Raw genomic sequence first — 12,523 nt, 5'->3', positions numbered from 1 at the left:
GGGGGGGGTGGGCCGCGGGGGCGCGGGGCCCCCCCACCCCCGGCGGGTGAACTACCAGCTCTGGTGGAGCGGCATGCCCTCGGTGTAGCCGGACGCGCTCTGCACACCGATCACCGCGCGCTCGTGGAACTCCTCCAGCGTGGAGGCGCCCGCGTAGGTGCACGAGGAGCGCAGGCCGGCCACGATGGCGTCGATCTGGTCCTCGACGCTGGGCATGGCCGGGTCGAGATACATCCTGGAGGTGGAGATGCCCTCCTCGAACAGTGCCTTGCGGGCCCGCTCGAAGGGGGAGTCCTCGGCGGTGCGCAGCATCACCGCGCGGGCCGAGGCCATCCCGAAGTTCTCCTTGTACTTGCGCCCGTCGGGGGCGGTACGGGTGTCGCCGGGCGACTCGTAGGTACCGGCGAACCAGGAGCCGATCATCACGTTGGACGCCCCGGCGGCCAGGGCCAGGGCCACGTCGCGGGGGTGGCGGACGCCGCCGTCGGCCCACACGTGGCGGCCCAGCCTGCGGGCCTCGGCGGAGCACTCCAGCACGGCGGAGAACTGCGGGCGGCCCACGCCGGTCATCATCCGGGTGGTGCACATGGCCCCGGGGCCGACGCCGACCTTCAGGATGTCGGCTCCCGCGTCGACCAGGTCGCGCACGCCCTCGGCGGTGACGACGTTGCCCGCCGCGACGGGTACGCCGGGGTCGAGCGCGCGGACCGCCCGCAGGGCACTGATCATCTTCTCCTGGTGGCCGTGGGCGGTGTCCACCACCAGGCAGTCCACCCCGGCGTCGAGGATCTCCTTGGCCCTGGCGGCCACGTCGCCGTTGACGCCGACGGCCGCGGCGACGCGGAGCCTGCCCGAGTCGTCGACCGCGGGCTGGTACAGGGTGGCGCGCAGCGCGCCGGTCCTGGTCAGGATGCCGACCAGCCGGCCGTCGCCGTCCACGACCGGGGCGAGCCGGTGGCGGCCCTCGTGGAGACGGTCGAAGACCTCGCGCGGGTCGAGCCCGGCGGGCAGGGTGAGCAGGTTGTCGGACATCACCCGGGAGAGCTGCGTGTACATGTCCACGCCGGAGCAGTCGCCCTCGGTGACCACGCCGACCGGGCGGTTCTCCCAGTCGACGACGATGATCGCGCCGTGGGCCCGTTTGGGCAGCAGGTTGAGCGCCTCGCCGACGGTGTCGTGCGGGGTGAGCGTCAGCGGTGTGTCGTGGACCAGGTCGCGCTTCTTGACCCAGTCGACGACGCCTGCGACCACGTCGATCGGGATGTCCTGCGGGATCACGGTGATGCCGCCCCGGCGCGCGACGGTCTCGGCCATCCGCTTTCCCGCCACGGCCGTCATGTTGGCGACCACGACGGGGATGGTGGTCCCGGTGCCGTCCCTGCTGGAGAGATCGACGGCGAGCCGTGAGCCGACGGAGGAGAGCGACGGGACCATGAACACGTCGCTGTAGGTCAGGTCGTAGGCCGGTACCGACTCATTAAGAAATTTCACGTTATTCCACCTTATCCTGCGAATTGCCAGAGGTGAGCGTTCCCCCTTTCCGTGCTCTCCAAGAGGATCCAGCAGGTCGGAGCGGAGGCTAAGATCCGGTTTGCGTGAATAATGGGTGGCCAAGAGGAGGCGTTGTGATCCTGGTTGATCGGCCCGAGATGCTCGTAGTAGGCCATGCCGTACGAACGTCGAACGCCGACGAGATGGAGCCGGGTCGGGGGAGGCTCCGCGCGCTGTGGGCGAGGGCGGGGGCCCCCGGAGCCTTCGCGCACGTGCCAGGACGGGTCGACGAGAATATCTACGCCGTGCTCACCGACTACGAGAGCGACCACAACGGCGCCTACACCCAGATCGTCGGGGTCGCCGTGCGCAGTGCCGCGGCGCTGCCCGAGGGCATGGTGGCGGTACGGGTGCCAGGGGTGCCCTCGCTGAAGCTGGAGGCCAGAGGGCCGATGCCGGACGCGCTGACCGAGGAGTGGCAGCGGCTCTGGAAGCACACCGAGTCGGGAGGAACCCCGCCGAGGGCCTTCACCACCGACGTGGAGGTGCACCACCCCGGGGGGGCGGACATCTACGCGGCGGTCCTGTCCCCGATGCGCTGAGCGACCCGGCGCGGCTCCCGTCGCGCCGGGGCGGGTTCAGTCGTCGTCGTTCGGCGGGTCGGGCAGCCGCCAGCCGGAGATGATCAGTGGCAGCACGAAGTGCGTCAGGAACAGTGCGATCGTCAGGGCGACGAGCGCGTCCCATGGCAGGGAGTGGTCGTGGCCCCGGGCGATGCCCACCCCGATGGCGACGGCGGCGAGCGCGACCAGGATGCCGGTCGTGACGCGGTGCGCGATGGCGACCGCCCGCAGGCGCTCGCCCACCTGACGCTCGTCCAGGTCTCGCTCGCGCAACTCGACGACACCGCGGGTGGCGACGTTGAGCAGGGTGACGGCCGGTAGGTAGACGACCATCGCGATCGCCAGCAGGGCGAGCTCGGCCAGGGCGCCCCTGTCGTCCCTGGGGACGGCCCAGGAGACGGCCGCGTCCACCCACAGCAGCGATGTCGCGAGGACCACCGCCGAGGCGAGCAGCCGCCTGCGGCCCCGGGTGGCGTACCAGCCGGGCAGGTAGTCGCGCTGCATGATCTCAACGCGGGTCGGGATCCTGGCTTTTTTCTGGGTGTTCATGACTCCACCTGACTAGTTGCTGCCGAGCCGCGGGAACGGCTTGAGGGAGAAGACGACTTCCAGCGGCACCTCGAAGTGTTCGGCGATGCGCAGGGCGAGGAACAGGCTGGGGCTGTACTCGCCGCGCTCCAGGTAGCCGATCGTCTGGTAGTGGACCCCCAGTGCGGCGGCCAGATCCTTGCGCGAGATCCCGCGCTCGGCTCTCAGCACCGAGATCCGGTTGTACACGTCCTCCGAAGACATCCGGGCGGTCTCCCGGCGCTCAGGAGACCCGCCCGGCCGGTGGCCGGGCCCGGTCGTGGGGGGCGAGGGGCCGGTGCCGCGGATCGATGTCCCACGCCACCTTGTCGGCGCCGCACGCCGTCTGTGGCTTCTGGCCGTTCGATGCAGTACTCATATGAATGAATGTAGTACACCTACTACATTTGAATCAACACCTACGACGAAAAGCGGCACGTCTACGGCAGACGTGCCGCTGGTGAGGTGGCCGAGTCGATCGGAAGACGAGGAGTGGGGAGGCGTACTCAGCGGGATTTCAGGACGGCTGGGAAGGAGGCGACCACCGGGGGGCGTTCAGCGGGGTTCCAGGACGATCGGGAAGGAGGTGACCCCCCGGACGAAGGCGTTGGGCAGGATGCACGGGCCCCGCTCGTCCGCCCGGGCGGCCGAACCGATCCGGCGGACGAACTCCTCGAAGAAGATCCGCAGTTCCAGCCGGGCCAGTGCCGCCCCCAGGCAGAAGTGGGTACCGAGACCGAAGGCGATGTGGCCGCCACCGGGACGGGTCACATCGAAGACGTCCGGGTCCGTGAAGACCGAGGGGTCCCGGTTGGCGGAGCCGTACATCAGCAGGACCTGACCGCCCGCGGGGATCTCCCGGCCGTGCAGGACCGTGTCGCGGGTGGCGCTCCGGCACATGTTGAGGATCGGGGTGGTCCAGCGGATGAACTCCTCGACGGCGTTCCCGATCAGCGAGGGGTCCTCGCGCAGCATCCGCCACTGCTCGGGGTGGTCGATCAGCGCGCCGATGGCGGTGGCGATGACGGTCCTGGTGGTCTCGGCGCCGCCGTCGAGCAGCAGCAGTGCCTCGTTGGCCAGGTGGTCGTCGTCGTAGCCGGCCTCCCGGCTCCAGATCGACGTCAGGTCGTCGCGCGGGCAGCCGCGCCGCTCGGCGGCCAGCTCCAGGACGGCGGTGGCGAACTCCCCGGCGGCGACGGCGGCCTCGTGGGTGACATAGCGCAGGCCGCCTCCGGCCGCGACCGTCGTCTCCGACCAGTGCACCAGCTCCGGCCAGCGTTCCTCGGGGAAGCCGAGCAGCCAGCCGATCATCCGGCCCGGCAGCGGCGCGGCCAGCGCGGGCACGGCGTCCACGGTGCGCCTCTCCAGCGCCTCGTCGATGAGTTCGGTGACGACGGCGCGTATCCGGCCGGCGTACCGCTCCGCCACGTGGCGCGGGGTGAAGCGCCGGTAGACCAGGCGTCGGCGTTCGGCGTGTTCCGGGTCGTCCATCCCGATCATCGACGGGTCGCTGGGGAGCTGCGGCCGGTAGCCGCCCGCGTTGGACCACAGTTTCGGATCGCGCTCGATCGCCGAGATGTCGGCGTGCCGGGAGACGCCCCACAGTGCGTTCTCCGCGTCGTGATAGACCGGCGCGTGCTCGCGCAGCCAGGCGTACACCGGTCCAGGGTCGCCGGCGTACATGTCGCCGTCGAGCAGGTCGATCCCGGCGGCACCGGGTGACTCGGGAGACGCGGGCGCCGCCGCGACGCGGCGCCCGATCTCCTGGCCCACCTCTGAGAACGGGCTGGTCATCGAAGATCCCTCCCGAGCCCTTCGAGGCGCCCCGGGAGGGAGGCGGGGCCGCCGGTGCCCGCCGCGGTGTGAATGGCGTGATCAAGCATGGTCAGCTCCGGAACATCGGGTGATTGTGCCGAGCCGCCCGATCGGTCGCGCCAACGCGTCCGGGCGAGGTCGTGCCGTCGTCGGATGGGCGGCCCCGCGCCGCCGGGACTCAGTCCGCCGGCCTCCACAGGGGTTCGGAGATCTCGAAGCCCACGTCCTGGCCCCATTGGTTGCGGTAGCTCACCTCGTGCACCGGGCGGCGGGGCGCGACGCCCCATCGTCCGGTCGGGTAGCCGAAGGTGACCGTGGCGGCCAGGGTCCAGCCCTTGCCCTCGGGCACGCCGAGCACCCGCAGCGTCTCCTCCGCGTGAAAGAGGCCGAGCACGCTGGTCAGCGCGCTGCCCACGCCGTGGGCGCGGGCGGCCAGCTGCGCGTTCCACACCGCGGGGAAGATCGAGCCGCCGGACGGGTCGTTGCGGTTGAACGCGAACAGGAGCAGCGGGTAGCCCTCGAAGTGGTCGGCCAGGTGCTTCGCCGAGTTCAGGACGTTGAGCGTCCGGGTGTCGCCCTCGGCCTCGGCTCTCTCCCGCATCGGACGGTAGTGGCCCTCGAAGAGCTGTCCGAGCGCGTTCCGGTAGAGCGGCCCGAGCCGCTCCTTCACCGCGAGGTCGTCGACCAGCAGGAAGCGCCAGCTCTGTACGTTGCCGCCGCTGGGCGCGCGGACCGCGGCGTCCAGGATGCTCCGCTGGACCTCCTCGGGGATCGGGTCCGGCTTGACCCGGCGCATCGCCCTGGTCGTGTAGAGAGCCTCGAAGACGTCCATCAGGCCAGCACCCCCGCTTCGCGCAGTTCGGCCGCGGCCTCGTCGGACAGGCCCCAGGAGGTCAGATCCGCCAGCCGGGTGGCGGGGGAGAGGTCCTGCTCCGCCACGCCGAGCAGGCGCGGCGCGGGGGCGGGCTGCCGGATGCCGCCGACCTCGACGAACGTGCCCCTGGCCTTGTTGTGCGGATGCTCGACGGCCTCGCCCACCTCCAGGACGGGGGAGACGCACGCGTCGGAGCCGTCGAAGACCGCCTCCCACTCGGCGCGGGTCCTTGATCGGAAGGCCTCGGCCAGCCGCTCGCGAAGCGCGGGCCACTGCTTCCTGTCGTTGCGGTCGGGCAGGTCCTCAAGCCCCATCAGTTTGACCATCTCCGCCCAGAACTGCGGTTCCAACGGGCCGACGGCCAGATGTCTGCCGTCGGAGGTCTCGTAGGTGTCGTACATCGGCGCGCCGGTGTCGAGCAGGTTCGTGCCGCGCGGGCCCCAGAAGCCGGTCTGCACCCCGTGGTAGAACATCGCGAACAACGTCGCCGCGCCGTCCACCATGGCGGCGTCGATCACCCGGCCCTCACCGGTCCGCTCCCGCTCGATCAGCGCGAGCAGCACGCCGTACGCGAGCATGAGGCCGCCCCCGGCGAAGTCGCCGAGGATGTTGATCGGCGGGGTGGGGCGCTCGCCGTCGCGGCCGAGCATCGACAGCACGCCGGAGACGGCGATGTAGTCGATGTCGTGCCCGGCGGTCGGCGCGAGCGGGCCGTCCTGGCCCCAGCCGGTCATCCGCCCGTAGACCAGGCGCGGGTTGATCGCGTGCAGGTCGTCGGGGCCGATGCCGAGGCGTTCGGCGACCCCGGGCCGGAAGACCTCGATGACCACGTCGGCATGGCGGGCCAGTTCCTTGAACGCGGCCACCCCCTCGGGGGACTTCAGATCCAGGCCGACCGTTCTCTTGCCCCGGTCCATCACGTCGGCGCGTGGGCTGTCCCCCGCCTTGGCGACGACGCTCGCGCGCTCGACGCGCAGCACCTCGGCCCCATGGTCGGCGAGCATCATCCCGGCGAACGGCCCGGGGGCCAGCCCCGCCAGTTCGAGCACGCGGACTCCGGCCAGCGGGCCCTTCCTGGTCACGCGCTCCATCGATATTCTCCTCGGATGCGGTATCGACTCTAGTCCGGTACGGCGCACACAAGCAATCGCTTGGTGTGATGTGCGGCCGTTCCCTCCGCCCAAGTAGAACAACATTCGGCTTTCCGTGGCAAGACACATCGCGATGAGCCATGTGGTGCTCGCGCGCGTATGGGAAACTTGCGCCTTCGCCGAATGGGACCTAGGGGTTTTGCGATGACATATCCGCACAGTGAACGGGTGGTCGCTGGGCGCTATCGGCTGCTGCGGGAGCTCGGCAGGGGCGGCATGGGCGTGGTCTGGGAGGGCTACGACACCCTCCTCAACCGCTCGGTCGCCGTCAAGGAGGTGCTCCTGCCACCCAACCTCTCCCCGGCCGAGCACCAACTCCAGCTGACCCGTACCTCCCGCGAGGCCAGGACCGCGGCCCGGCTCAACCACCGGAGCATCGTGGCGATCTACGACGTGGCGGAGCAGGACGGTCGTCCCTGGATCATCATGGAGCTGGTCAGGGCCCGCGGGCTGGACGAGGTCGGTCTGCTGCCGGTGCGCCAGGTCGCCGACATCGGCCGTCAGGTCCTCTCGGCCCTGCGCGCGGCACACGAGGCCGGGATCCTGCACCGCGACGTCAAGCCCAGCAACATCCTGCTGGAGGCCGACGGCCGCGCGGTGCTCTCCGACTTCGGCATCGCCACCATCGAGGGCGACACCTCGCTGACCCAGACCGGCATGGTGACGGGCTCGCCGAGCTTCCTGCCGCCCGAGCGCGCCACCGGCACCGACGCGGGCCCCTGGTCCGACCTGTGGGCGCTCGGCGCCACCCTCTACGCGGCACTGGTCGGGCACGGCCCCTTCGAACGCCGAGACGCCATCGCCACCCTCGGCGCGCTCCTCACCGAGGAGCCCGACTTCGGCAGGGTGCCCCTGGAGATGCGCGCGGTGCTCACCGGCATGCTCCAGCGCGAGCCCGCCCACCGGCTGACCGCCCAGCAGGCCGACGCCATGCTGGCGGAGGTCCTCGACGACCCGTCGGCCGCGGCCCGGCGCACCGGGGAGAGGGCGATCCACCGTACGGCACGGACCGCTGAGAATCCGCACGGTGCCGGGGAGTGGAACAGGCGCGAGACCGAGACCTCGCCCGCGTCCGGCCGCCGGCGCGGGGGGCGGCGCGGCGGGGGGCGAAGCGGTGGCCGGATCCCACTGGTCCTGGCGGCCGTCGTGCTCCTGGCCGCCGGTGGCGCCGTCGCGGCCGTGGCGATGTCACAGCCGGAATCGCAGCCGGTGGCGCGCGCCGAGCCCGCCCCCGCGGAGGCGACGCCCGAACCGGTGCAGGAGACCAGGCCCCGGACGCCCACCCCGAGTCCCACCCCCACTCCCACCAGGACCAGAGCGGTGGTGCCCACCGGAGGGTTGAAGGTGTGGCGGGCCCGTCCGCCGGAGAACTGGTCCATCAGCTATCCGGCCGGCTGGAACGGTGACTGGGCGGCCGAGACGGGCTACACCCAGTGGCTGCGCAGGGACGGGGCCGCCCACCTGTCGGTGGAGGTGCTGGAGGCGAACGCCGACGGTCTGGACTCCCTCCATGAGACCGTCAAGGAGAACGTGGTCCAGTGGAGCGAGATCCACTCCGAGGACACGGCGATGATCCCCCTGGCCTACGGCTCCGGACTTCAGTGGGAGTTCACCTGGAGCATGAAGGACAACGGCGGAGCCCCCTGGGCCACGGCCGGGGTGACCTACCACGAGGTGCGGCGTTTCATCGAGGTGGGCGATACGGTCATGCTGCTCAGCTGGACCACCCACGACGACGACTGGGATGCCCAGCGGTCCCTCATGAACCGAGTGTTCGGCAGTTTCCACCCCCGCGGAGGCGAGTGACATGACCTGGAAGGTGCTCGCGCTACCGCCGCTCCCCGAGGGGGCGGTGCGCAACCTGCTCGGCTCGCTGGGCGACCGGGTCGCGGTGTCGGTCCCCGCGGCCCGCGACCGGGAGTCACTGCTCGCCGCGCTCGGCGAGGCCGAGATCGTGGTCGGTGACTGGAGCGGCGAGCTCGTCCTGGACGCCGAGGCGGTCAGGTCCGCCCCGAACCTGGCGTTCGTGCAGCAGCCGTCGGTGGGCGTGGACGGCCACGACCTCGCCGCGCTCGCCGAGGCCGGTGTGCCGCTGGCCAACACCGCGGGGGTGAGCGCGACAGGGGTGGCCGAGTGGTGCTTCGCGGCCGCGCTCGCACTGTCGCGGCGGCTGATGGAGGCCGACGCCGCGGTCCGCGCCGGCCGCTGGCCGCAGCTGGATCTCGGGCCCACCGAGCTGTACGGCTCGCGCGTCGGCATCGTCGGTTTCGGCCCGATCGGCGAGACCTGCGCGCGGATGTTCGCCGCCCACGGGTGCGAGGTCTCCTACTGGACGCGCACGCCGCGCGAGGTGCCCTACACCTACCGGGGGCTCGCCGAGCTGGTCGCGAGTTCCCAGGTCCTCGTCCTGGTCATCCCGCTGGTGGAGGGGACCAGGAGGCTGATCGACCCGTCCCTGATGCCCGCGGGCTCGCTGCTCGTCAACGCGGCCCGGGGGCAGGTGGTCGACTCGGCGGCGCTGCTGTCGGCCCTGGAGTCGGGGCACCTGGGCGGCGCCGCGCTCGACGTGTTCGACACCGAGCCGCTGCCGCCGGACGACCCGCTGCGGAGCAGTCCCAGGGTCCTGCTCTCACCGCATGTGGCGGGGGTGACCCCGCAGTCGACCGGCCGCCTGATCCGTTGCGTGCTGGACAACCTGGAGGCCGCGATCGACGGCCGCCCGGTGACGAACGTGGTCAACGAGGTTGATCCGGTGGTCGGCCGCAGGTTCCCGGAAGGACAGTCGTAGAGTTTTCCAGTGTTTAACGCGCCCCGCCTGGCTCCGGAGACATCCGAGATATAACGTGCCTAGGGGCGATCTTTCCAACGATGGTCATGGGGGTGATTACCGTGCGACAGATGACAGAAATGTCGGCGCACCGGCAAGCGGTGGAGCAGATCAGGGATTCCTACGCCGCCATTCCCGGCGACGCGGTGCCCCGGCTCTCCAAGGCCACCACGAACCTGTTCCGCTTCAGAGAGGGCGCCCGGTCGGCGAAGCTTTCCGCCAGGGACCTGGACCAGGTCATCGCGGTCGATCCGGAGACGATGACCGCCGAGGTCCAGGGGATGACCACCTACGAGCACCTGGTGGACGCCACGCTCGCCCACGGGCTCATGCCGTACGTGGTGCCGCAGCTGAAGACGATCACGCTGGGCGGGGCGGTGACGGGGCTCGGCATCGAGTCCACCAGTTTCAGGGACGGGTTGCCGCACGAGTCGGTGGAGGAGCTGGAGATCCTCACCGGCGACGGAAGGATCGTCGTGGCCCGTGACGACAACGAGCACCGCGACCTGTTCCGGGCGTTCCCCAACTCCTACGGCACGCTTGGCTACGCCCTGCGGATCCGGATCAAGCTCAAGCCCGTCCAGCCGTACGTCAGGCTGACCCACATCCCGTTCGGGGACGCCGACAAGTGCATGCTCGCGATGCGCGAGATCTGTGACAGCGGCGAGTACGAGGGCGAGCGCGTCGACTTCGTGGACGGCACGTTCTTCGGTCCGGGCGAGCTCTACATCACCGTGGGACGCTTCGCCGAGCGTGCTCCGTACCTGTCCGACTACACCGGGATGCGCATCTACTACCGGTCGATCCAGACCAGGACCCGCGACTGGCTGACCGTCCGCGACTACCTGTGGCGCTGGGACACCGACTGGTTCTGGTGCTCGCGCGCCTTCGGCGTGCAGACCGCGCTGGTGCGCTCCCTGATGCCGCGTAAGTGGATGCGCTCGGACGTCTATCGCAAGCTCGTGGGCCTTGACCGCAAGTACGGGGTGATCGCCAGGGTCGACCGCTGGCGCGACCTGCCGGTGCAGGAGTCGGTCATCCAGGACATCGAGGTGCCCGTCGAGCGCGGTGCCGAGTTCCTGAGTTTCTTCCACGACAAGGTCGGGATGGCGCCGGTCTGGATGTGCCCGCTGAAGTCCACCGGCGAGTGGCCGCTCTATCCGCTGGAGCCCGGCCGGCTGTACGTCAATTTCGGCTTCTGGGGAACGGTCCCGTTGCCCAGGGGGCAGTTCGACGGTTACCACAACCGTCTCATCGAGAACCGGGTCCACGAACTGGACGGCCATAAATCGCTGTACTCCACCTCGTTCTACCCAGAGGATGAATTCTGGCGGTTTTATAACGGAACCGCCTATTGGCCGGTCAAGCGGGCATACGACGGGGGTGGCCGGTTGCTCGACCTCTACGACAAGTGTGTTCGGGGGCGTTAAGAGAGGTTGATTCTGTGTTGCTCGCAGAGATCTTCGAAAAGGTGATGGGCCCTGAGGCGGATGTACGCTTCGTCGCCTACGACGGAAGTAAGGCCGGTCCGGCCAGCTCCGACATCAGCGTCGAGGTGAAGACCCCGGCGGCCGTCGCGTACCTGGCACAGGCCCCCGGGGAGCTGGGACTGGCCAGGGCGTACGTGTCCGGCCACCTCGATGTCCAAGGGGACATGTACACGCTGCTCTCCCGGATGTGGTCGCTCACGATCAACGACCTCCCGGTCGGGCAGAAGCTCGCGGCCGTCAGAGCCCTCGGGGTCCGCCCGCTGCTCACCCGGATGCCGCCGCCTCCGCAGGAGGTGCGGCGCAGCATGCTCGCCCGGATGGGCAGCAGGCACGCCAAGCAGCGCGACGCCGAGGCGATCCACCATCACTACGACGTCTCCAACAAGTTCTACTCGTGGGTGCTCGGCCCGTCCATGGCCTACACCTGCGCGGTCTTCCCCGAGCAGGAGTCCACCCTGGAGGAGGCGCAGCAGGCCAAGTTCGAGCTGGTCGCCCGGAAGCTGGGCCTGAAGCCGGGGATGAGGCTGCTGGACGTCGGCTGCGGCTGGGGCGGCATGGTCGTCCACGCCGCCCGTGAGTACGGGGTGAAGGCGCTGGGCGTCACCCTCTCGCGCCAGCAGGCCGAGTGGGGGCAGAAGGCCATCGCGGAGGCCGGTCTCGGCGAGCTCGCCGAGGTCCGTCACATGGACTACCGCGACGTGCCGGAGACGGGCTTCGACGCCGTCAGCTCGATCGGCCTGACCGAGCACATCGGCAAGGAGCAACTGCCCTTCTACTTCCGCTTCCTGTACGACAAGCTCGTCCCCGGCGGGCGGCTGCTCAACCACTGCATCACCCGGCCGACGGGCACCGAGAAGACCCTCAACGCCGGCGGCTTCATCAATCGCTACGTCTTCCCCGACGGGGAGCTGGAGTCGGTCGGCTACCTGGCCCGTCAGATCGAGGACACCGGTTTCGAGATCCGGCACGAGGAGAACCTGCGCGAGCACTACGCGCAGACCCTCCGCTACTGGTGCGCCAACCTCGACGAGCACTGGGACGAGGCGGTCCAGGAGGTCGGCGAGGGTACGGCACGGGTATGGCGCCTCTACATGGCGGCCTGCGTGGTCGGCTTCGAACGCAACAAGATCCAGCTCCACCAGGTTCTCGGGGTGAAGCTCAACGACGACGGCACGGCCGGCGTCCCGCTCCGCCCCTCGCTCGACTGGCCCTGACCCCCCGGGACACGCGCTCACGCGGGACCCCGCGCGGGAGACGCTCATATGGGATGTTCCTATACGAGAATCCGCGCGGGCCCTCACGCGGACGCGTTCACGCCGGACCGACGGCCCCCGTCGCGGATATCTCGCGGCGGGGGCCGTACGGCTTCGTGGCGTAGGACGAGGGATCGATGGCCTTCACCCGCCTGCTCGCCACGGAGGTCCCCGGGGAGCCGACCGCCGCCGAAGCCCACCTCGGAAACCGCCGGTCACCGGTTCGTCGACTGTTCCCCATCCTGGAACGGTCCGGTCGCGGGTCGCGAACGCAAATTCTTGCGTAGAAATGCCGGTAGATTTCGCGAACGTTTCTGACTATTGCGTTTATGTATCTCGTCCTGTCAGGATGACGCAAGCGGACCGCTGTCGCGCCGGGGACGACGCGTGCCGCCCCGTGCCCCTGGTGTGCGGCTCCCTCCTGCCCGGAAC

At 70.2% G+C, this 12,523-nt stretch carries 12 protein-coding genes; 5 read left to right on the top strand and 7 right to left on the bottom strand.

Features of this window, described 5'->3' with window-relative positions; genetic code table 11:
* Positions 1-51: 51 nt before the first annotated feature.
* The gene (locus ABZ260_RS34115) at positions 52-1,491 is read right to left on the bottom strand and encodes a GuaB1 family IMP dehydrogenase-related protein (RefSeq protein ID WP_350964206.1); all 1,440 of its coding nucleotides are present in this window, start codon (positions 1,489-1,491) and stop codon (positions 52-54) included.
* A gap of 134 nt (positions 1,492-1,625) precedes the next feature.
* On the opposite strand from ABZ260_RS34115, the gene ABZ260_RS34110 reads away from it, so the two are divergent.
* Positions 1,626-2,093, top strand: coding sequence for an effector binding domain-containing protein (locus ABZ260_RS34110; protein ID WP_350925923.1), 468 nt, complete (start codon positions 1,626-1,628; stop codon positions 2,091-2,093).
* A gap of 36 nt (positions 2,094-2,129) precedes the next feature.
* On the opposite strand, the gene ABZ260_RS34105 is transcribed toward ABZ260_RS34110, so the two are convergent.
* The 6 genes from ABZ260_RS34105 to ABZ260_RS34080 all read right to left on the bottom strand — a co-directional run bounded on the left by ABZ260_RS34105 (position 2,130) and on the right by ABZ260_RS34080 (position 6,461).
* On the bottom strand, positions 2,130-2,663 hold the full coding sequence (locus ABZ260_RS34105; protein ID WP_355625980.1) for a hypothetical protein: 534 nt from the start codon (positions 2,661-2,663) through the stop codon (positions 2,130-2,132).
* A gap of 12 nt (positions 2,664-2,675) precedes the next feature.
* The gene (locus ABZ260_RS34100) at positions 2,676-2,906 is read right to left on the bottom strand and encodes a helix-turn-helix transcriptional regulator (protein WP_355625978.1); all 231 of its coding nucleotides are present in this window, start codon (positions 2,904-2,906) and stop codon (positions 2,676-2,678) included.
* A 19-nt stretch (positions 2,907-2,925) separates the two neighbouring features.
* The gene (locus ABZ260_RS34095) at positions 2,926-3,060 is read right to left on the bottom strand and encodes a hypothetical protein (RefSeq protein WP_355625976.1); all 135 of its coding nucleotides are present in this window, start codon (positions 3,058-3,060) and stop codon (positions 2,926-2,928) included.
* A 176-nt stretch (positions 3,061-3,236) separates the two neighbouring features.
* Positions 3,237-4,475, bottom strand: coding sequence for a cytochrome P450 (locus ABZ260_RS34090; RefSeq protein ID WP_355625974.1), 1,239 nt, complete (start codon positions 4,473-4,475; stop codon positions 3,237-3,239).
* Between the two features lie 199 nt (positions 4,476-4,674).
* On the bottom strand, positions 4,675-5,328 hold the full coding sequence (locus tag ABZ260_RS34085; protein ID WP_355625972.1) for a nitroreductase family protein: 654 nt from the start codon (positions 5,326-5,328) through the stop codon (positions 4,675-4,677).
* Complete coding sequence (locus tag ABZ260_RS34080) at positions 5,328-6,461, bottom strand: CaiB/BaiF CoA-transferase family protein (RefSeq protein WP_355625970.1); 1,134 nt, start codon at positions 6,459-6,461, stop codon at positions 5,328-5,330. Before ABZ260_RS34080 ends, ABZ260_RS34085 begins: the two co-directional genes overlap by 1 nt.
* Before the next feature lie 204 nt (positions 6,462-6,665).
* On the opposite strand from ABZ260_RS34080, the gene ABZ260_RS34075 reads away from it, so the two are divergent.
* The 4 genes from ABZ260_RS34075 (at position 6,666) to ABZ260_RS34060 (ending at position 12,052) form a co-directional block, all read left to right on the top strand.
* Entirely contained in the window at positions 6,666-8,327 is a 1,662-nt protein-coding gene (locus ABZ260_RS34075) for a serine/threonine-protein kinase (protein ID WP_355625968.1), read from the top strand.
* A gap of 1 nt (position 8,328) precedes the next feature.
* The gene (locus ABZ260_RS34070) at positions 8,329-9,309 is read left to right on the top strand and encodes an NAD(P)-dependent oxidoreductase (protein WP_355625966.1); all 981 of its coding nucleotides are present in this window, start codon (positions 8,329-8,331) and stop codon (positions 9,307-9,309) included.
* Positions 9,310-9,419: 110 nt separating this feature from the next.
* On the top strand, positions 9,420-10,778 hold the full coding sequence (locus ABZ260_RS34065) for an FAD-binding oxidoreductase (RefSeq protein WP_355625964.1): 1,359 nt from the start codon (positions 9,420-9,422) through the stop codon (positions 10,776-10,778).
* Between the two features lie 14 nt (positions 10,779-10,792).
* Positions 10,793-12,052 (top strand): cyclopropane-fatty-acyl-phospholipid synthase family protein, encoded by a 1,260-nt coding sequence (locus tag ABZ260_RS34060; protein WP_355625962.1) that lies wholly within the window; start codon positions 10,793-10,795, stop codon positions 12,050-12,052.
* Positions 12,053-12,523 lie beyond the last annotated feature (471 nt).

Source organism: Streptosporangium sp. NPDC006013, assembly GCF_040614275.1.
Taxonomy (GTDB): Bacteria; Actinomycetota; Actinomycetes; order Streptosporangiales; family Streptosporangiaceae; genus Streptosporangium.
Note: the sequence above shows the minus strand (reverse complement) of the source record. Positions and strands in the feature narration are given on the sequence as shown.